The sequence below is a fragment of the Pseudomonas sp. P179 genome, assembly GCF_000478485.2.
GTDB classification, from domain to species: domain Bacteria; phylum Pseudomonadota; class Gammaproteobacteria; order Pseudomonadales; family Pseudomonadaceae; genus Pseudomonas; species Pseudomonas aeruginosa.
The window spans coordinates 4,622,604-4,642,044 of record NZ_KI517354.1 but is presented as its reverse complement, the minus strand read 5'-3'; the positions used below and the strand labels follow the sequence as shown (position 1 = coordinate 4,642,044).

The 19,441-nt window shown below is 67.4% G+C and carries 20 protein-coding genes; 10 read left to right on the top strand and 10 right to left on the bottom strand.

Annotation, left to right across the window (positions count from 1 at the left end; genetic code table 11):
* Nucleotides 1–199: 199 nt before the first annotated feature.
* Both HMPREF1224_RS33725 and HMPREF1224_RS33720 read right to left on the bottom strand, forming a co-directional pair.
* Nucleotides 200–1,060 (bottom strand): universal stress protein, encoded by an 861-nt coding sequence (locus HMPREF1224_RS33725; RefSeq protein ID WP_003093974.1) that lies wholly within the window; start codon nucleotides 1,058–1,060, stop codon nucleotides 200–202.
* A gap of 149 nt (nucleotides 1,061–1,209) precedes the next feature.
* Nucleotides 1,210–1,782 (bottom strand): acyl carrier protein phosphodiesterase, encoded by a 573-nt coding sequence (locus HMPREF1224_RS33720; protein ID WP_003093976.1) that lies wholly within the window; start codon nucleotides 1,780–1,782, stop codon nucleotides 1,210–1,212.
* Between the two features lie 152 nt (nucleotides 1,783–1,934).
* Here HMPREF1224_RS33720 and pyeR point away from each other — a divergent pair, with 152 nt between their 5' ends.
* Genes pyeR through HMPREF1224_RS33705 form a run of 3 tightly spaced genes read left to right on the top strand, consistent with a single transcriptional unit; the run spans nucleotide 1,935 to nucleotide 4,541 of the window.
* A complete protein-coding gene (gene pyeR, locus HMPREF1224_RS33715; protein ID WP_003093978.1) occupies nucleotides 1,935–2,237 on the top strand; it encodes an ArsR family transcriptional repressor PyeR in 303 nt (100 codons plus the stop codon).
* A 48-nt stretch (nucleotides 2,238–2,285) separates the two neighbouring features.
* Nucleotides 2,286–3,452 (top strand): MFS transporter, encoded by a 1,167-nt coding sequence (locus HMPREF1224_RS33710; protein WP_003103801.1) that lies wholly within the window; start codon nucleotides 2,286–2,288, stop codon nucleotides 3,450–3,452.
* Between the two features lie 36 nt (nucleotides 3,453–3,488).
* The gene (locus tag HMPREF1224_RS33705) at nucleotides 3,489–4,541 is read left to right on the top strand and encodes an alkene reductase (protein WP_003103810.1); all 1,053 of its coding nucleotides are present in this window, start codon (nucleotides 3,489–3,491) and stop codon (nucleotides 4,539–4,541) included.
* Nucleotides 4,542–4,601: 60 nt separating this feature from the next.
* On the opposite strand, the gene HMPREF1224_RS33700 is transcribed toward HMPREF1224_RS33705, so the two are convergent.
* The 4 genes from HMPREF1224_RS33700 to HMPREF1224_RS33685 all read right to left on the bottom strand — a co-directional run bounded on the left by HMPREF1224_RS33700 (nucleotide 4,602) and on the right by HMPREF1224_RS33685 (nucleotide 8,441).
* Nucleotides 4,602–4,844 carry a FeoC-like transcriptional regulator gene (locus tag HMPREF1224_RS33700; protein WP_003093982.1) on the bottom strand — a complete coding sequence of 81 codons (243 nt, stop codon included), beginning with the start codon at nucleotides 4,842–4,844 and terminating at the stop codon, nucleotides 4,602–4,604.
* Nucleotides 4,844–7,144, bottom strand: a complete 2,301-nt coding sequence (gene feoB, locus HMPREF1224_RS33695) for a Fe(2+) transporter permease subunit FeoB (protein ID WP_003162928.1) — start codon at nucleotides 7,142–7,144, stop codon at nucleotides 4,844–4,846. The genes HMPREF1224_RS33700 and feoB overlap by 1 nt, the downstream gene beginning before the upstream one ends.
* Nucleotides 7,145–7,161: 17 nt before the next feature.
* Nucleotides 7,162–7,389: a ferrous iron transporter A gene (feoA, locus tag HMPREF1224_RS33690; RefSeq protein WP_003103819.1), complete on the bottom strand. Its 228-nt coding sequence runs from the start codon at nucleotides 7,387–7,389 to the stop codon at nucleotides 7,162–7,164.
* Between the two features lie 215 nt (nucleotides 7,390–7,604).
* The gene (locus tag HMPREF1224_RS33685; protein ID WP_003093989.1) at nucleotides 7,605–8,441 is read right to left on the bottom strand and encodes an ATPase; all 837 of its coding nucleotides are present in this window, start codon (nucleotides 8,439–8,441) and stop codon (nucleotides 7,605–7,607) included.
* A gap of 290 nt (nucleotides 8,442–8,731) precedes the next feature.
* On the opposite strand from HMPREF1224_RS33685, the gene HMPREF1224_RS33680 reads away from it, so the two are divergent.
* On the top strand, nucleotides 8,732–8,995 hold the full coding sequence (locus tag HMPREF1224_RS33680; RefSeq protein WP_010793813.1) for a hypothetical protein: 264 nt from the start codon (nucleotides 8,732–8,734) through the stop codon (nucleotides 8,993–8,995).
* Here HMPREF1224_RS33680 and HMPREF1224_RS33675 read toward each other — a convergent pair whose 3' ends face one another.
* On the bottom strand, nucleotides 8,996–9,985 hold the full coding sequence (locus HMPREF1224_RS33675; protein ID WP_003103823.1) for an NAD-dependent epimerase/dehydratase family protein: 990 nt from the start codon (nucleotides 9,983–9,985) through the stop codon (nucleotides 8,996–8,998).
* Nucleotides 9,986–10,169: 184 nt separating this feature from the next.
* On the opposite strand from HMPREF1224_RS33675, the gene HMPREF1224_RS33670 reads away from it, so the two are divergent.
* The gene (locus HMPREF1224_RS33670) at nucleotides 10,170–11,228 is read left to right on the top strand and encodes a saccharopine dehydrogenase family protein (RefSeq protein ID WP_003093996.1); all 1,059 of its coding nucleotides are present in this window, start codon (nucleotides 10,170–10,172) and stop codon (nucleotides 11,226–11,228) included.
* Here the strand turns inward: HMPREF1224_RS33670 and HMPREF1224_RS33665 are convergent, their stop codons facing one another.
* On the bottom strand, nucleotides 11,229–12,131 hold the full coding sequence (locus HMPREF1224_RS33665; protein WP_003120877.1) for a LysR family transcriptional regulator ArgP: 903 nt from the start codon (nucleotides 12,129–12,131) through the stop codon (nucleotides 11,229–11,231).
* A gap of 97 nt (nucleotides 12,132–12,228) precedes the next feature.
* Between HMPREF1224_RS33665 and HMPREF1224_RS33660 the strand changes: the two genes are divergently transcribed.
* From HMPREF1224_RS33660 to bifA, 4 genes are all read left to right on the top strand, one after another.
* Entirely contained in the window at nucleotides 12,229–12,630 is a 402-nt protein-coding gene (locus tag HMPREF1224_RS33660; protein ID WP_003103830.1) for an ACT domain-containing protein, read from the top strand.
* 1 nt (nucleotide 12,631) lies between these two features.
* A complete protein-coding gene (locus HMPREF1224_RS33655) occupies nucleotides 12,632–13,234 on the top strand; it encodes a LysE/ArgO family amino acid transporter (protein WP_003094003.1) in 603 nt (200 codons plus the stop codon).
* A 347-nt stretch (nucleotides 13,235–13,581) separates the two neighbouring features.
* Nucleotides 13,582–14,163: a superoxide dismutase [Fe] gene (sodB, locus tag HMPREF1224_RS33650; RefSeq protein WP_003094005.1), complete on the top strand. Its 582-nt coding sequence runs from the start codon at nucleotides 13,582–13,584 to the stop codon at nucleotides 14,161–14,163.
* A 180-nt stretch (nucleotides 14,164–14,343) separates the two neighbouring features.
* Nucleotides 14,344–16,407, top strand: a complete 2,064-nt coding sequence (gene bifA, locus HMPREF1224_RS33645) for a cyclic-di-GMP phosphodiesterase BifA (protein ID WP_003094007.1) — start codon at nucleotides 14,344–14,346, stop codon at nucleotides 16,405–16,407.
* Here the strand turns inward: bifA and HMPREF1224_RS33640 are convergent, their stop codons facing one another.
* Nucleotides 16,408–17,310: a GIDE domain-containing protein gene (locus HMPREF1224_RS33640; RefSeq protein ID WP_003112766.1), complete on the bottom strand. Its 903-nt coding sequence runs from the start codon at nucleotides 17,308–17,310 to the stop codon at nucleotides 16,408–16,410. It abuts the gene before it with no gap.
* 1 nt (nucleotide 17,311) lies between these two features.
* Entirely contained in the window at nucleotides 17,312–17,884 is a 573-nt protein-coding gene (locus HMPREF1224_RS33635) for a LemA family protein (RefSeq protein WP_003094011.1), read from the bottom strand.
* 193 nt (nucleotides 17,885–18,077) lie between these two features.
* On the opposite strand from HMPREF1224_RS33635, the gene HMPREF1224_RS33630 reads away from it, so the two are divergent.
* Nucleotides 18,078–19,418, top strand: coding sequence for an imelysin family protein (locus tag HMPREF1224_RS33630; RefSeq protein WP_003112765.1), 1,341 nt, complete (start codon nucleotides 18,078–18,080; stop codon nucleotides 19,416–19,418).
* Nucleotides 19,419–19,441 lie beyond the last annotated feature (23 nt).

Below are 19,441 nucleotides of genomic sequence, written 5' to 3'. Positions count from 1 at the left end.
CGCAGCAGCAACAAGCCCGCATCCGAGGTGATGTGACCACCGGTGAAAGAGGCCTCGACGAGGCGGCGAGAGAGGGGTGAAAAGTGGAGTTTTTCTGGTAGCATTTTGTGCGCGGCTGAAGACTTATGGGGCTTTGTTTGGCGACAAGAATCATAAGGCTTTCAGCCGTTTTTGTTTATGCGGTCATGAGAAATCCGGGCTAGTCGCGCTTGGGCGGCACCGCCAGAACGTCGCACGGCAGGTCGCCGAGGGCCGCCTCGGCCACGCTGCCGATCAGCGCGCGGCGGAAGCCGGTCAGGCCCTGGGTGCCGAGCACCGTCAACTGCGGCGCCTGGCGGCGTACCTCGGTCATGATCACGTTGATCGGCAAGCCTTCGCCGACGCGCAACTGGATGTCCTCGCGGCCCAGCCCCAGGCCGGCGACGTAGTCGCGCAGCTCGACGTTGGCCTTGAGTTCCTCCTGGTCGACGTAATGCTCGACGCGGTCTTCCTTGATCCCCGAATAACGCATCATGCCTTTGGCGAACGGCTCGAAGGCATGCAGCGCGGTGAGGCTGGCGGCGTCGAGGAAGCCGAGCTGGCCGGCCATCTGCACCGCGCGCGTCGAGGTCGGCGAGAAGTCCAGCGCCAGCAGCACCCGGCGGTACTCCTCTTCCGGCGCACCGGCCGCGCGCAGCACCGGGATCTTCGCATTGCGTACCACCCGCTCCAGGGTGGTGCCGATGAACAGGTCGCGCAGCGGCGTGTGCCGGTGCGCGCCCATCACCAGCAGGTCGGCGCCGATCTCCTCGGCCACCGCGTTGATCACCACCACCGGATCGCCGACCCGCACGATCGCCTTGGACTCGACGCCGAGGCGCTCCTTCAGGGCCTGTCCGTTCACTTCCAGCAGGTTGGCGATGGCCAGCCGTTGCGGCGCGATCAGCACCGGCGGCTGGTCGTCGTCGAGCACGTTCAGCACGGTCAGTTCGGCATTCCTCGCCTTGGCCAGCGCCGCGGCGCGCATGACCGCCAGCTCGGAACGCGAGGACAGGTCGGTCGCCACCAGGATTCGTTTCATCTTCCACCTCCATTGGCAGAGCGTTGAACGTCGGCCCCATTGAACGATCGACGCGACCGCTGCCGGTTGATGTGCATCAAGCGGATGCTTCGGACTGAAACAATTGATAGGTGATTCCGCCGGCCGGGCCAATGGCCGCTGCGCCAGGCTCAGCGCTGGCTCAGGGCGAAAGCCTGGAGTTGCGGGTAGAAGGCGCGGAAATCCGCGCTCAGGTCATCGTAGCGCTGGGCCAGTTCTTCCCAGGAACCGTCCAGCAGGTGCGGTCGCGACAGCCTCCGCGACATACCGCCCAGCACTTCGCGCAAGACCGCGAACTCGCGGTAGCTGCCCAACCAGTCCTGGGCCGCCATCCGCGGCGCGATGCGCGCCAGGCGCTCCGGCAGCGGCGAGGCGGTGCGCAGGGTGCCGTAGACCCGCTCGACGAACTGCGGCAGCGGTTCGTCGGCGTAGTCGTTCCAGTCGCGCGCCAGGCAGTGGTCGAAGAACACGTCCAGCAGGACGCCGGCGAAACGCCGGCGCTCCAGCGGGAAGCGCCGCTTGGCCGCATGCACCAGTGGGTGGCTGTCGGTGAAGGCGTCGATGCGCCGGTGCAACTGGATGGCCCGCTCGATCTCGTCCGGCCATTGTCCCTGCAGGCGGCCCTTGACGAAGTCGCCGTACAGGCTGCCGAGCAGTTGGGCCGGTTGCGGGCCGCCGAGGTGGAGATGCGCGAGGTAGTTCATGCGGGCTAGCTTACCCCAGGGACGGAACGGTCGTTTCGATCATCGTCATCAGCCCTGTCGATAGCGACTATCGTCGCAATCGATCCCCATATCGTCCCACACCGATATATAGTTCGTCCCAACCCGATATGGACGGCCAACGGACCACCGCCATGCCACTGGACATCGACGAAATCATCAAGGCTCTCTCCCACCCGGTGCGACGCGACATGCTGCGCTGGCTGAAGGAACCGGAGAAGTACTTCGTCGAGCAGGACCACCCGTTCGAGATCGGCGTCTGCGCCGGCAAGTTCGACCAGCGTACCGGTCTCTCCCAGTCCACCGTATCGGTACACCTCGCCACCCTGCAACGCGCCGGTCTGGTGACCAGCCGCCGGGTCGGCCAGTGGAACTTCTTCAAGCGCAACGAGGAGACCATCCAGGCCTTCCTCGACCAACTCGGCGACGAGCTGTAAGCAGCACTCGCTTCCACCCCACCACCTCGCAGTCCAGGAGCTCGACCGATGCCGGCGTCTCTTCTCGTCCTCGCTTTATCCGCCTTTGCCATCGGTACCACCGAATTCGTCATCATGGGCCTGCTGCCGCAGGTCGCCGGCGACCTGCGGGTATCCATTCCCAGCGCCGGCTGGCTGATCAGCGGCTACGCCTTCGCCGTGGCCTTCGGCGCCCCGCTGATGGCCATGGCCACCGCCCGCCTGGAACGCAAGAAAGCCCTGCTCGCGCTGATGGGCATCTTCATCGTCGGCAACCTGCTCTGCGCGGTGGCCGCCAACTACGGCCTGCTGATGCTGGCGCGGATCGTCACCGCGCTCTGCCATGGCGCCTTCTTCGGCATCGGCTCGGTGGTCGCCGCCAGCCTGGTGGCGCCGAACCGCCGCGCTTCCGCCGTGGCCCTGATGTTCACCGGCCTGACCCTGGCCAACGTGCTCGGCGTGCCGCTGGGTACCGCGCTCGGCCAGGAAGCCGGCTGGCGCGCGACCTTCTGGGTGGTGACCCTGATCGGCGTGGTCGCCTTCGTCGGCCTGGCCAGGGTGCTGCCAAACGACCGCGAGGAAGAGAAGGTCGACCTGCGCCAGGAAATGTCCGCGCTGAAGAACCCGTCGCTGTGGCTGGCCCTGGGCACCACCGTGCTGTTCGCCGCCTCGATGTTCGCCCTGTTCACCTACGTCGCGCCGCTGCTCGGCGAAGTCACCGGGGTCAGCCCGCGCGGCGTGACCTGGACCCTGCTGCTGATCGGCGTCGGCCTGACCGTCGGCAACGTGATCGGCGGCCGCCTCGCCGACTGGCGCCTGGGCACCACCATGGCCGCGGTGTTCGCCGCCATGGCGCTGGTCTCGGCGCTGTTCAGCTGGACCAGCCAGGCCCTGCTGCCGGCGGAGATCACCCTGTTCTTCTGGGCCGCCGCCGCCTTCGCCGCGGTGCCCGCGCTGCAGGTCAACGTGGTCCGCGTCGGGCATGCCGCGCCGAACCTGGTGGCGACCCTGAACATCGGCGCCTTCAACGTCGGCAACGCGCTCGGCGCCTGGGTCGGCGGCAGCGTCATCGACCACGGCCTGGGCCTGACCCGCGTGCCGCTGGCCGCCGCCGCGCTGGCCGCGCTGGCGCTGCTGGCCACCCTGATCGCCTTTTCCGGAAACGGCCGCGCCCAGGCGCAGCCGGTCCTCGATTGATCCCCTGTCCGTCTATTCCCTAGTGGAGGATGTTCCATGGCTACTCTGTTCGATCCCATCGTGCTCGGCGACCTCGAGCTGCCCAACCGCATCGTCATGGCGCCGCTGACCCGCTGCCGCGCCGATGAAGGCCGCGTGCCCAACGCCCTGATGGCCGAGTACTACGCCCAGCGCGCCGATGCCGGCCTGATCCTCAGCGAGGCCACCGCGGTCACGCCGATGGGCGTGGGCTACCCCGACACCCCCGGCATCTGGTCCGATGACCAGGTCCGTGGCTGGAGCAACGTGACCAAGGCGGTGCACGCCGCCGGCGGGCGCATCTTCCTGCAACTCTGGCACGTCGGGCGGATTTCCGATCCGCTCTACCTGAATGGCGAGCTGCCGGTGGCGCCGAGCGCCATCGCCGCCGAGGGGCACGTCAGCCTGGTGCGCCCGAAGCGTCCCTACGTCACCCCGCGCGCGCTGGACACCGAGGAGATCGCCGACATCGTCGAGGCCTACCGCCAGGGCGCCGAGCGGGCCAAGGCCGCCGGCTTCGACGGCGTGGAGATCCACGGCGCCAACGGCTACCTGCTCGACCAGTTCCTCCAGGACAGCACCAACAAGCGCACCGACCGCTACGGCGGCTCCATCGAGAACCGCGCGCGCCTGCTGCTGGAAGTCACCGACGCGGCGATCTCCGTATGGGGCGCCCAGCGCGTCGGCGTACACCTGGCGCCGCGTGCCGACTCCCACGACATGGGCGATTCCAACCGCCTGGAAACCTTCAGCCATGTCGCCCGTGAGCTGGGCAAGCGCGGCATCGCCTTCATCTGCGCCCGCGAAGCGCAGGCCGACGACAGCATCGGCGTAGCCCTGAAGAAAGCCTTCGGCGGACCCTACATCGCCAACGAGCAGTTCACCCTCGACAGCGCCAACGCCATCCTGGCCAAGGGCGACGCCGATGCGGTGGCCTTCGGCGTCCCCTTCATCGCCAACCCGGACCTGGTCGAACGCCTGCGCCAGGGCGCCGAACTGAACCCGCCGCGCCCGGAGACCTTCTATACCGGCGGCACCGAAGGCTACCTGGACTATCCGACCCTGGCCTGATCGCGCCAGCCAGGACAGAGCCCGCCACGCTTGCCGTGGCGGGCTCTGTGCTTTGCCCGTCTAGCGCAGGCGGAAATACGGCTCCGGCTCCGCGCACGGATCGCGCTGGGCGCAGCCCTTGCAACCGCCGCCGCAACCGCCCGAGCTTTGCGCAGCCACCCGCTCGACCTTGCCGAGCGCGATCAGCCGCTCCAGGATCGCCTCCACCAGCGCCGGCGGCGCGTCCACCTGGCGGCTGAGCTGTTTCAGCCCACGCGCCTGGCCGTCTTCCAGGGCGGCGCGGATCTGCATGAGTGTCGCCATCAGTGACATCCTCCCTGCCCGCTCGGGGCATCGGCCATTCGGCCTGGCAGTTGCAGTACCTGCTCACGGCCGAACAGACGCAGGCAGGTCATCAGGATCAGGTTGAAGAGCAGCACCACGGCGATGGTCAGGACGCTACGCTCGGGGTGCGCGGCGAAGGTGGCGACCTGGTAGCAGAGGGTCGCCAGCGAGTAGGCGACGTTCAGCCCCCAGAGCACCGAGAAAGCCATCCAGCCCTTGCTGCTTTCCCGAGCGATCGCGCCCATGGCGGTCACGCAGGGCACGTAGAGCAGGACGAAGACCAGATAGCTGTAGGCCGCGATGGGGCTGCCGAACTTGCTCGCCATGGTGCCCATCGAGCCGGTCTCCATGTCGCCGTCGGCCATGCTCGCCTCCACCGGGTTGGCCAGCACGCTGAGGCTGAAGGTATCGACCAGGCCGTCCCAGGTTTCGACCAGGGCGTCGCGCAGTTGCCCGGGCAGGTCGTAGCCTTCGTAGTCGAAGGCCTCGCCCTGGATCTGCTCGGCGGTGTAGAGGGTGTTCAGGGTGCCGACCACCACTTCCTTGGCCATCGCCCCGGTGACCAGGCCGACGGTGGCCTGCCAGTTGTCCGGCTGCACCCCGAGCGGCGCCAGCAGCGGAGTGAGACGCTGGCTGACGCTGGCCAGCGCGGAATGGCCGATGTCGCCCTGCACCGGCTTGCCGTCGAGGGTGATGCTGTTCAGGCCGCCGATCACCAGGCTGACCAGGATGATCACCTTGCCGGCCCGCACCACGAAGCCGCGCAGGCGCGACCAGGTCTGCAGCAGCAGGCTCTTAAGGTGTGGCACATGGTACAGCGGCAGTTCCATGACGAACGGCGAGGCCTCGCCGCGCATCAAAGTGTGCTTGAGCAACAGCCCGGTGAGGATCGCCACGACGATGCCGAGCAGGTACAGGGAGAAGATCACCAGCGCGCCGCCCTGGCCGAAGAAGGCCCCGGCGAATACGGCGAAAATCGCCAGGCGCGCGCCGCAGGACATGAACGGCGCCATCATGATGGTAATCAGCCGCTCGCGCTGCGCGTCCAGGGTCCGCGCGCCCATGATCGACGGTACGTTGCAGCCGAAACCGACGATCAGCGGCACGAACGACTTGCCCGGCAGGCCCAGCGCCTGCATCAGGCGGTCCATGACGAAGGCCGCGCGTGCCATGTAGCCGGAATCCTCGAGCAGCGAGAGGAACAGGTACATCAAGCCGATCTGCGGCACCAGCGGCAACACCGTGTTGACCCCGCCACCGATGCCCTGGGCGAGGAACACCGTGAGCCAATCGGGCAGGCCGAAGCGGATACCCAGCCACTGGATGCCGTCGATGAAGATCGCCGACGAGCCCTTGTCGAAGATCGGCTGTAGCGCCCCGCCGATGTTGATGGCGAAGAAGAACATCAGGTACATCACCAGCAGGAAGATCGGCAGACCCAGCCAGCGATTCAGGACGACCCGGTCGAGCCATTGGGTCAGCCGGTGCGGCTGAGCCTGCTGGTGGTCGCAGACCGCCGCACAGATCTCGCCGATCAGTCGGTAGCGCGCATCGACGATCGCCAGCTCGGGCTCCTCGCCGCAGCCCTGGCGCGCCTGTTCCAGGGTGGCGGGCGGCAAGCCCAGCGCCGGGCCGTTGAAGATGTCGCCTTCCAGCGCCTGTAACGCCAGCCAGCGCGGCTCGATGGCCGAGGCCGCCGGAGCGCGCGTTTCCAGGAGGTAGCCGACCTGCGCCTGGATGGCCGGCGGGTAGTCCACCGCCAGCGCCGCCTGCGGGAGCTGTAGGGAGTCGATGGCCGCCTTCAGTTCGTCGATGCCATCGGCGCGGGTGGATACCAGCGGCACCACCGGGCAACCGAGACGCCGCGCCAGACCGTCGATATCGATGCGGATGCGCTGGCTACGGGCGATGTCGAGCATGTTCAGCGCGACGATGCAGGGGATGCCCATCTCCCGCAGCTGCACCGTGAGGTACAGGTTGCGCTCCAGGTTCGCCGCATCCACCACGTTGACCAGCACGTCCACTTCGCCGCTGGCGATGTAGCGGCAGGCGATCTGCTCGTCCAGCGAGGCCTGGGCGGAAACGCTGGTCAACGAATAGGTGCCGGGCAGGTCGACCAGGCGCACCGCGTGACGGACGGTATGGAACGCACCCTCCTTGCGCTCCACGGTGACGCCGGCCCAGTTGCCGACCCGCTGGCGCGAGCCGGTGAGCTGGTTGAACAGGGTGGTCTTGCCGGAGTTGGGATTGCCGATCAGGCCGAGGGTCAATGCGGTCATGGGGATTCCGGGCGGGGTCAGTCGAGCGGGACGAGGGTCAGCAGGGCGAGGTCCTTGCGCCGCAGCGCCAGGCTGGTCTGGCGGGTCTCGACCTGGATCGGGTCGCCCAGCGGGGCGATGCGCACCACGCGCAGCGCCGCGCCGGGCAGAAGCCCCATGGAGAACAGGCGTTGGCGATAGCCGTTGCTGATGGCGGGGGAATAACCAGTGATGCGGTAGGAACGGGACGGTTGCAATGCGCTCATGGCGGATTCCAGGCAGAGGAAGGGACCAATGGCCTCCCTGGCCGGTGACCGAGAATCTAAACGACTCTCACTTAAGGCTCGCTTAAGGACGCAGTATCGGAGTGGAGGAGCAGCGGATTCGCTGATCCAGAGCAATGGAAGCGGGGATTTTCGCCGGGCGCGGCGAACTGTCGCCGCCAGCGCCCGGTGCGACGGGCGGCTGGCGGCGCAAGGGGTCAGCGGGTATTGAGCTGCTGCTGCAGGTTCTGCACCTGGGCCTGGAGGGTGTTGATGTTGCGCATCACCTGGGTGCGGAAGGCGTCGAACTCGGCGGTATTGCCGCCCTGGGCCGGGCGGTTGTCGAGCTGGCTGCGCAATACCAGCAGGTCGTCCTGGATACCCTTGATCGTCTGGCTCGGGTTGCCCTGCTTCTTCAGCGCCGCGACATCGCCGCCGAGGGCCTTGAGTTGCTCGTTGGTCTTGCCCAGTTCGACCTGCAGGGCTTTCAGCTTCTCCTGTTCGGCGGCCAGTGTCTGCAGCTTGCCGTCCAGTTGCGCGACCAGTTGCGCCGCGCTTTCCTGCTGGGCCTTGAGATCGCTGGCCAGTTGGTCGAGGCGTTTGCCCTGGCCGCCGAACTGGTTGCTCACATCGGCCTGCTGGCGTTCCTGGCTGCCGAGTTTCTCCTGCAGTTGCTTGACCTGCAGGCGCAGCGCCTCGCGTTCGCTGGTGACGCTGGACTCGCTGGCGACCACCTTGCCGCGAATGTCGTCGAGGCGCCCGGCGGCTTCTTCGCTGATCCTTACGAAGCTTTCCTGGGTCGCCACCAACTGCTGTTCCATCAGGCTGATTTGCTGGTGGCTCCACCAACCCACCCCGGCGAGGGCGATCAGCATCGCCCCGAGCAGGGCCCAGAGCGGGCCGGTAGAGGCCGGACGGCGCTCCTTGGTGTCGACGACCCGGCGCTGCTCCGGTTCGTAGACGTGCCGCGGGTGGTGGCCGAATTCATCACGGTCGGCAGCATCGGTGGTCAGGCTGGGCACATCGTCGAGTTCGTCGAAAGCATCGTTACGCATGGTGAAAACCTGTGAAGGGGAACGGCATCCTGCCGGAGGCCTGGAGAAAGGGCCGAATGGCGCATTATATCGGTTCGGCCCCGCCCCTTCAGCGTCTGCTCGAAGCAAATTGCCGGACCGGGGCGCTCCACCGCGAAGCCGTGCGCCCCAAGACGGAGCGAACGTTGTCCGGCACAGACCGCCGCAGGCCGCCAGCGGTTCCCCGCCCCGCACGCCGGCGCTGGTCCGCGGCCCGCATGGCACGTCGCTTGCCTGGGCATTGCCGGGCAGATTCGAGAGCCGGAGGATGCATGGAGTTGAACAAATCCTTGCTGGATTGCATGCGCGCCGTGCGCCGACGCCTACGCGAGGAACAGGCGCTGGATATCCACTTCCAGCAACGCGATGCGATCGCCGCGATGCAGGCGGCCTGCGCCCGCTCCGGCGATGCGACGACGCGGGAGCTGGGACTGCGCCTCGGCAGGCTCAGCGGGGTCGCGCTGCCGCCGGCGGAACCTTCCCTGTTGCCCGCGCAGGCGCCGAGCCGACAATACGCCGGCCCGTTGCGCGGCTGATCAGAGTCCCTGGGCGCGCCACCAGGCGCAGAACTCGTCGAGCGCGGTCCACAGGCTGACCCGCGGGTCGTAGTCGAGGTATTCGCGGGCGCGGTTGATGTCCAGGGTGAAGTTCTTCGCCATCACCGCCATGCCCAGGCGGAACAGCACCGGCTCCGGGCGCCCCGGCAGGATCCGGCAGACGCCTTCGTTGAGCGCCGCCAGGCCATAGCCGACGGCATACGGCAGGTGACCGCCGACCGGCGGCAGGTCGAGCTGGCGCATCACGTAGTTGACCGCATCCCAGAACGGTACCGGCTGCCCGTTGCTGATGTTGTAGACCTTGCCCAGCGCCGGCTCGCCGGCCAGCAGGCAACTGAACAGCGCGTCGTTGAGATTGTGCACGCTGGTGAAGTCGACCCGGTTCAGGCCGTTGCCGAGGATCCGCAGGCGTCCCTTGCGGTGGGCCTGGATCATTCGCGGGAAGATGCTGGTGTCGCCGGCGCCGACCACGAAGCGCGGACGCAGCGCCAACACTTCCAGGCCCAGGTCGCGAGCGCTGAGCACCAGTTGCTCGGCCTGGTACTTGGTCGCCCCGTAATGGTCGGAAAAACGCCGGGGTACGTACTCTTCGTTCAGGTCCAGGTGGTCGCGCCCGTCGAAATAGATCGACGGCGACGACAGATGCACCAGGCGCCGCACCTTTTGCCGCATGCAGGCCTCGACGACGCTCTCGGCAAGCCCGACGTTGGCCGCCAGGAAGCGTTCGCGCGGCCCCCAGACTCCGACCGCGCCGGCACAATGCACCACCGCCTCGACATCCTCGCAGAGGCGCAGGACCAGCGCCGGGTCGGCGAGGTCGCCGGGAACGAACTCGGCGCCCCGCGCCACCAGATGTTCCACCGCGTCCGCACGACGACCGCTGACCCGTACCGACAGGCCCTGCTCCAGGGCGAAGCGAGCGAAACGCCCGCCGATGAAGCCCGTCGCCCCCGTTACCAGAATCCGCATTGCGTTTCTCCCGTTGTTCTTCTTGTGCCGCGACTCTAGCAACCCGGAGCCGCGCCACCACTGGCACAGCATGCCAGAACAACGACCTTGCGGGCCGCCGGCACGACTTGCGTTGGGCGACAGAAGCGGCGCTGCGCGCTACAAGGTCTAACCTGAAAGCCACCTGCACGCTGGGAGACGCACCATGGCCAGTCACTGGATGATCTATGGCGCCAACGGCTACACCGGCCGGCTGGTCGCTGAACAGGCGCAGCGCGAGGGCCTGACGCCGCTCCTCGGCGGACGCAACCCGGCCGCCCTGCACGCGCTCGGCAGCCAGCTCGGGCTGGAGTGCCGGGTCTTCGACCTGGGGGATCCGCAGGCCTGCCGCGAAGCCCTGGACCAGGTGAAGGTGGTGGCCCATTGCGCCGGTCCGTTCTCTGCCACCAGCACGCCGATGATCGCCGCCTGCCGCGCCGCCGGCACCCACTACGTGGATATCACTGGAGAGATCGCGGTGTTCGAGCAGGCCCACGCCGGCGACGCCGAGGCCCGCGAGGCCGGCATCGTGGTCTGCCCGGGCGTCGGCTTCGATGTGATCCCCACCGATTGCCTGGCTGCCTGCCTGAAGGAGGCGCTGCCGGACGCGCAACGGCTGGCGCTGGGCTTCGACACCGGCAGCGGGCTTTCGACGGGAACCGCGAAGACCAGCGTCGAAGGCCTCAAGTTCGGCGGCAAGATCCGCGAGAATGGCCGCCTGCGCGACGTGCCGCTGGGCTACAAGCGCCGCGACATCGATTTCGGCCGCGGCCTGCGGCACGCCGTGACGATTCCCTGGGGCGACGTGGCCACCGCCTACTACAGCACCGGCATCCCGGACATCGAGGTCTACCTGCCGGCGCCGCCGCTGCTGGCCCTGGGCATGCGCCTGATCGACCCGCTGCGTCCGCTGCTCGGTCGGCAACGGGTCCAGGACTGGCTCAAGGGGCAGGTCGACAAACGCATCGCCGGCCCCGACCAGGCGGCCCGCGAGCGCCTGCGCACCTGGGTCTGGGGCGAGGCGCGCAACGCCCGCGGCGAACGCCGCACGGCGCGCCTGGAGACGGCCAACGTGTACGACCTGACCCTGCACGGCGTGCTCCTGGCAGTGCGCCACCTGCTGGACTACCAGGGTCCCGGCGGCTACTTCACGCCATCGCGGTTGCTCGGCGCGCGCTGCGTCGAATCGTTGCCCGGCTCCGGACGAATCACCGTCATCGGCTGATCAGCCTGACACCCGCACCAAGCCGTCGCCGGCGCGGGCGAGCAGGTGCTCGGTGAGCGACGCGAGCAGTTCGCCGCCGTTGCGCCAGTAGTGCCAGTACAACGGTACGTCGATGACCTGGCCGGGCAGCAGCTCGACCAGTTCGCCGCGCGCCAGCTCGCCTTGCACCTGGCGCTCCGGCACCAGGCCCCAGCCGAGACCGCCGGCGGTGAGGCGGACGAAACCTTCCGAGGACGGGCAGAGGTGGTGGATGAAACCGCCCTCGACGCCGAGGTCCTTGAGAAAGCGGTGTTGCAGCAGGTCGTCCGGGCCGAACACGATCGCCGGCACGCCGGCCAGGGCGGCCGCCTCGACCCCGCGGGGAAAGTGCCGGGCAATGAAATCCGGGCTGGCCAGGCCGCGATAACGCATGGCTCCGAGCAGCAGCGAACGCGCGCCGGCCACCGGCCGCGCGCTACCGCAGACGCAGCCCGCCACTTCGCCCGCGCGCATGCGCTTGAGCCCGACCTCCTGGTCCTCCACCACAAGGTCCAGCAGCACCCGCCGCTCGGCGCAGAAATCGCCCACCGCGGCGGCCCACCAGGTCGCCAGGCTATCGGCGTTGAGAGCGATGCGCAGGCGTTCCGGGGCACCGCCTTCATCCAGGTTCGGCACCCAGCGCTGCAGGTCGCCCTCCAGCAGCCGCACCTGCTGCACATGGTTGAGCAGGCGGCGCCCGAGATCGGTGGGATGCGGCGGCGTCTCGCGCACCAGGACCGGCTGGCCGACCCGCGCCTCGAGCAGCTTGATCCGCTGCGATACCGCCGACTGCGACAGCCCCAGCGCCTGTGCGGCGCGCTCGAAACCGCCCTGCTCCACCACTGCGGCCAGCGCGGCGAGCAACTTGTAGTCGAACAAAATCAGTTTTCCTAATGAGAGATCAGCAGGATTCGTTTTCCTTATAAACCGCCCGCGGCCACACTCGCCAGCACTTTTCCGATCCACCCGACGCGGACCGACCATGGCTGGCGAAACCTCGCTGCGCACCCTGCTGCGCACGCTCACTCCCGAACTCAATCCCGGCGACTATGTGTTCTGTACCTGCGCCGCTGGCGCGCTGCCGAACGGCGCCGAGCCGCTCGCCAGCTTCCGCGAGCGCGAGGGCCTGACCCTGGTGCTCGAACGCCGGCAGGCCGAACGCCTGGGCCTGCCCTACGAATACGTGGCGGCCTGGATCACCCTGACGGTGCACTCCTCGTTGGCGGCGGTGGGCCTGACCGCCGCCTTCGCCACGGCGCTGGCCGAAGCCGGGATCAGTTGCAACGTGATGGCCGGCTATTTCCACGACCACTTGTTCGTCGCCCGCGACGAGGGCCGGCGCGCCCTCGCCGTGCTCCAGCGGCTGGCGGCGGAGGCACACTGACATGTGGCAGAGCTATCTCAACGGCATCCTGGTGGCTGCCGGCCTGATCATCGCCATCGGCGCGCAGAATGCCTTCGTCCTCGCGCAGAGCCTGCGCCGCGAGCATCACCTCTCGGTAGCCGCGCTCTGCGTGTTCTGCGACGCGGTGCTGGTCAGCCTCGGCGTGTTCGGCCTGGCCAAGCTGCTGCTGGAAAACCCGACGCTGCTGGCCATCGCCCGCTGGGGCGGGATCGCCTTCCTGACCTGGTACGGGCTCAAGGCGCTGCTTCGCGCGTTGCGCCCGGACGCCCTCGGCAACGCCGCGGAAACCGGGCCACGCTCGCGCAAGGCGGTGCTTCTGGCGGCACTGGCGGTCACCCTGCTCAACCCCCACGTCTATCTCGATACCGTACTTCTTATCGGTTCGCTCGGCGCCCAGCAGGCCGCGCCGGGCGCCTATGCCCTCGGCGCGGCCAGCGCCTCGCTGATGTGGTTCTTCGCCCTCGCCCTCGGCGCGGCATGGCTGGCCCCCTGGCTGGCGCGCCCGGCCACCTGGCGCCTGCTCGACCTGATGGTGGCGGCCATGATGCTGGGCATGGCCGCGCAACTGCTGTTCCGGGGATAACGCGGTTTCTGTCTTCCCGAGCGAACCCTCGCGCCACCAGGCAGTCCAGAGAGAATGTGGCGGTGTTCGCCGGCGAGCTTGCAGAAGCCCGTCGCAGCGCGCCGCCGCCGGCCTTTGCCCCTACAGTTGCTGCGTGGATATGCCCCGACACGGGTGCTATGATCCGGAGTTCGCGGCACTGGGAGCCTAGGCTCCGAGTCGCACCCGGCGCCCTTTCCGGAGCGCTCCGCCGAACGTCCCCCCCGGGGATCCAGGACGGGCTCCCGGACAGGCATCGGACCGGCCCCGTGAACCGGTCGCGCGCTAGCCGCGCCAGTCCTGACCTGAGGAAGAATAGGAGAGACACCATGGCTTTCGAATTGCCGCCGCTGCCTTACGAAAAGAACGCCCTTGAGCCGCACATTTCCGCAGAAACCCTGGAGTACCACCACGACAAGCACCACAACACCTACGTGGTGAACCTGAACAACCTGATCCCGGGCACCGAGTTCGAAGGCAAGAGCCTCGAAGAGATCGTCAAGAGCTCCTCCGGCGGCATCTTCAACAACGCCGCCCAGGTGTGGAACCACACCTTCTACTGGAACTGCCTGAGCCCGAACGGCGGTGGCCAGCCCACCGGCGCCCTGGCCGACGCCATCAACGCCGCCTTCGGCTCCTTCGACAAGTTCAAGGAAGAGTTCACCAAGACTTCCGTCGGCACCTTCGGTTCCGGCTGGGGCTGGCTGGTGAAGAAGGCCGACGGCTCCCTGGCCCTGGCCAGCACCATCGGTGCCGGCAACCCGCTGACCAGCGGCGACACCCCGCTGCTGACCTGCGACGTCTGGGAACACGCCTACTACATCGACTACCGCAACCTGCGTCCGAAGTACGTCGAGGCGTTCTGGAACCTGGTCAACTGGGACTTCGTAGCGAAGAATTTCGCTGCCTGAGTCTGATCAGAACCACGAAAAAGCCCGGCATTCGCCGGGCTTTTTCGTTTTAATCTGCGGTCCAGGAGCCATCGTCTACCCTCAGGAACTGGTAGACCTTCGCTCGTGATAGCCTCTTGAGGTAAACAAGCTCTTCCTACCGGCTTGTCTTTCGCCCTGGCGACGAACAAGGAAGGCCCCTTGAAACTGGACTCCCGACACAGCCTCTCGCTCAAGCTGCTGCGTGTCGTGCTACTGGCGGCGCTGGCCGTTGGCGTAGTGCTCAGTTGCGCGCAGATCGTCTTCGACGCCTACAAGGCCAAGCAGGCGGTGAGCAGCGACGCCCAACGCATCCTCGCGATGGTCCGCGACCCTTCCACCCAGGCGGTCTACAGCCTCGACCGGGAAATGGCGATGCAGGTCCTCGAAGGCCTGTTCCAGCACGAGGCGGTGCGCCAGGCGAGCATCGGCCATCCCGGCGAGCCGATGCTGGCGGAGAAATCCAGGCCGCTGCTGGACCTGCCGACGCGCTGGCTGACCGACCCGATCCTCGGCCAGGAACGCACCTTCAGCATTCGACTGATCGGCCGCCCGCCCTATAGCGAATACTACGGCGACCTGAAGATCACCCTGGACACCGCGCCCTACGGCGAGAACTTCGTCACCACTTCGGAAATCATCTTCATCTCCGGCATTCTCCGCGCCCTGGCCATGGGCCTGGTGCTGTTCCTGGTCTACCACTGGATGCTGACCAAGCCGCTGTCGAAGATCATCGAGCACCTGGTCAGCATCAATCCCGACCGCCCCAGCCAGCACCAGTTGCCGCTGCTCAAGGGGCACGAACGCAACGAGCTGGGGCTCTGGGTGACCACCGCCAACCAGTTGCTCGCCTCGATCGAAAGCAACAGCCACCTGCGCCGCGAGGCCGAAGACAACCTGCTGCGCATTTCCCAGTACGACTTCCTCACCGGCCTGCCGAACCGCCAGTTGCTGCAACAGCAACTCGACCAGATCCTCGACGGCGCCGGCCGCCAGCAGCGCCGGGTAGCAGTGCTGTGCCTGGGCCTCGACGATTTCAAGGGGATCAACGAGCAGTACACCTACCAGCTCGGCGACCAGTTGCTGATCGCCCTCGCCGACCGCCTGCGCGGGCACAGCGCGCGGCTCGGTTCGCTGGCGCGCCTGGGCGGCGACCAGTTCGCCCTGGTCCAGGCCGACATCGAGCAACCCTACGAGGCGGCCGAACTGGCGCAGAGCATCCTCGACGGCCTGGAAGCGCCGTTCGAGATCGACCAGCACGAGGTGCGCCTGCGCGCCACCATCGGTATCACCCTGTTCCCCGAGGACGGCGAGACCACGGAGAAACTGCTGCAGAAGGCCGAGCAGACCATGACCCTGGCCAAGACCCGCTCGCGCAACCGCTACCAGTTCTACATCGCCAGCGTGGACAGCGAGATGCGTCGCCGCCGGGAACTGGAAAAGGACCTGCGCGACGCCCTGCAGCGCCACGAGCTGCACCTCGTCTACCAGCCGCAGGTGGACTACCGCGACCACCGCGTGGTCGGCGTCGAGGCGCTGCTGCGCTGGCAACATCCGTTGCACGGCTTCGTCCCGCCGGACCTGTTCATCCCGCTGGCGGAACAGAACGGCAGCATCTTCAGCATCGGCGAATGGGTGCTCGACCAGGCCTGCCGGCAATTGCGCGAATGGCACGACCAGGGCTTCGACGACCTGCGCATGGCGGTCAATCTTTCCACCGTGCAGCTCCACCACAACGCCCTGCCACGGGTGGTCAGCAACCTGCTGCAGGTCTACCGCCTGCCGGCGCGCAGCCTGGAGCTGGAAGTCACCGAGACCGGCCTGATGGAGGACATCTCCACTGCCGCCCAGCACCTCCTCAGCCTGCGCCGCGCCGGCGCGCTGATCGCCATCGACGATTTCGGCACCGGCTATTCCTCGCTGAGCTACCTGAAGAGCCTGCCGCTGGACAAGATCAAGATCGACAAGAGTTTCGTCCAGGACCTGCTGCAGGACGAGGACGACGCGACCATCGTTCGCGCCATCATCCAGCTCGGCAAGAGCCTGGGCATGCAGGTGATCGCCGAGGGCGTGGAAACCGCCGAGCAGGAGGCGTACATCATCGCCGAAGGTTGCAACGAAGGTCAGGGCTACCTGTACAGCAAGCCGCTGCCGGCCAGGGAACTGACCCAGTACCTCAAGCAGGCGCGACGCCTGAGCCAGGCCACCAGCAGCGAACGGCCCTGATCAGAACAGGCGGCTGAACAGCCAGCCCGCCAATAGCGCGCTGCCCAGGCAGAGCAACGCGGCCCCCGCCGCCTGGCGGCGCAGTTGCACGGCGAGATCGTCCTCGCCCTGGCTGGAGAGAATGAAGGGATGCGCCTCCCCCGGCTTGCCGAGCCGGTGGCGGGTCGGCGCGGCGCTGCTTGCCCGATGCCGATCCTCGGCCTCCAGCCGTGCCGCCAGGCGCACCCGGTTCCATTCGCGCTCGTCCAGCTCGCCGTTGCCGTCGCTGTCGAAGCGCGCCAGCAGCCCGTGGAAATCGCCCTTCCATTCACGGATCACCGCACCCTGCGCCCGTTCGGCATCGAGTCCCTGGCGACCGCCACCGCTGCTGCGGAATTCGCCCAGCGCATAGAGCGGCTCGCCGGCATGCAGGCGCTCCTCGGTGTAGCGGTAGAGCCGCTCTCCGCCGACCAGGGTGCCGAAGCTCTCCAGCAGTCGCAGGGTATCGATCGGTGCTTCGCGAAAAGCCTCCCAGCGCTGCTGGGTCAAGGGTCGCACCTCGGCGCCGCGTGGGTCGACCAGGCAGGCATCGGTGGCATCGCGCAAGCTGAATGGCGACTCGCTGGCACCTTTGTCGACGGTGCGCCAGGCCTTCTCGCGGCCGCTGCGCTTTTCCTCGACTTCGATGCGGTAGCGCCACCACAGGCACGGCTTGCCGGTCAAGGGAGCCTGCAGCGGGCCTTCCGGGCCCTCCTCGAGCACCCCGTAGAGTTCGACGAAACCCTGCGCCGCCGAACGGATCCGCGAGGTCGGTACGTCGCCGAGCAGGCGCGCCCGGGCAAGGCGGTGCACGAACTGCCAGCCGGCCCAGGCGCAGAGCCCCAGGCTGGCGGCGATGAACAGCCAGCGCAGGTCGAAGTCCATCTCAGCCGAACAGGGCCTTGAGATCGACGTCGGCCTTCTCCGCCTCGCTGAACTGCAACAGCTCGGCGGCCTTGAAGCCAGCGACACGGGCGATCAGCAGGTCGGGAAATTGCTCGATGCGCACGTTGTTCAGGTTCACCGCCTCGTTGTACAGCTCGCGGCGATCGGCGATCCCGTTCTCCAGGCCGCTGATGCGCTGGGAAAGGAACTGGAAACTTTCGTTGGCCTTGAGCTGCGGGTAGTTCTCGGCCAGCGCGAAAAGCTGCCCCAGGCCGGCGCGCAGGCCGCTCTCGGCCTTGCCCAGGGCATTCACGTCGGCGCGCTCGCGGGCGCTGGCGACGGCGTTGCGGGCGGCGATGACCCGCTCCAGGGTGGCGCGCTCGTGCTGCATGTATTGCTTGCAGGCCTCGACCAGCTTCGGCAGCTCGTCATGGCGCTGCTTGAGGAGCACGTCGATGTTGGCCCAGGCCTTGCCCACGGCGTGCTTCAGCCGTACCAGGCCGTTGTAGAGCACCACCGCGTAGCCGGCGAGCAGCAGCAGGACAACCCAGAAAGCGATAGCGGTCAGACTCATGGACGGAGCTCCGGAAGAATATGCTGGCATTCTAGCTGCGCCCGACATGTCCAGGCACGACGGCGATCACGCTGCGCCCTTTTCAAAAATGCAAATCTTTCGCATTATGTGGCGGTTTTTTAACGCCCTCGCGGGTGTTTCCGACAAGCGCACGCCGCTTCGGCACGCCACCAATAAAGCAAAGGAATCCGCCATGACTCGTATGCCCCTGGCCACCGCCAGTCTGCTGGCCCTCGCCATCTCCCTCGCCGGCTGCGGCGACGACAAGAAAGCCGAAGCGCCCGCAACACCGGCGGCCAGCACGCAGCCCGCCGCGCCCGCCGCCGCCCCGGCCGCCAAGGTCGACGAGGCCGCCGCCAAGGCGGTGATCAAGAATTACGCGGACCTCGCCGAAGCCACCTTCGCCGATGCCCTGAGCACCGCCAAGGACCTGCAGAAAGCCATCGACGCGTTCCTCGCCAAGCCTGACGCGGAGACCCTGAAAGCCGCCAAGGAAGCCTGGTTCGCCGCTCGTACCCCTTACTCCCAGAGCGAAGCCTTCCGCTTCGGCAACGCGATCATCGACGACTGGGAAGGACAGGTTAACGCCTGGCCGCTGGACGAAGGCCTGATCGACTATGTCGCCAAGGACTACCAGCACGCCCTGGGCAACCCCGGCGCCACCGCCAACATCGTCGCCAACACCGAGATCCAGGTCGGCGAAGACAAGATCGACGTCAAGGAAATCACCGGCGAGAAACTGGCCAGCCTGAACGAGCTGGGCGGTTCCGAAGCCAACGTCGCCACCGGCTACCACGCCATCGAGTTCCTCCTCTGGGGCCAGGACCTGAACGGCACCGGTCCCGGCGCCGGCAACCGTCCCGCCACCGACTATGCCCAGGGCAAGGACTGCACCGGCGGCCATTGCGACCGTCGTGCCGCCTACCTGAAGGCCGTCACCGACCTGCTGGTCAGCGACCTCGAATACATGGCCGGACAGTGGAAAGCCGGCGTCGCCGACAACTACCGCGCCAAGCTGGAGGCCGAACCGGTGGATACCGGCCTGCGCAAGATGTTCTTCGGCATGGGCAGCCTGTCCCTCGGCGAACTGGCCGGCGAGCGCATGAAGGTCGCGCTGGAGGCCAACTCCACCGAAGACGAGCACGACTGCTTCAGCGACGACACCCACCACACCCTGTTCTTCAACGGCAAGAGCATCCGCAACATCTACCTCGGCGAGTACAAGCGCATCGACGGCAGCGTGGTCAAGGGCCCGAGCCTGGCCGACCTGGTCGCCAAGGCCGACGCCGCCGCCAACGACACCCTGAAGGCCGACCTGGCCGACACCGAGGCCAAGCTGCAGGCCATCGTCGACAGCGCCGAGAAGGATGGCGTGCACTTCGACCAGATGATCGCTCCGGACAACAAGGACGGCCAGCAGAAGATCCGCGACGCCATCGCCGCCCTGGTCAAGCAGACCGGCGCCATCGAGCAGGCCGCTGGCAAGCTGGGTATCCAGGACCTGAAGCCGGACAACGCCGACCACGAGTTCTGATTCCTTCCTGTGCCAACAGCGTG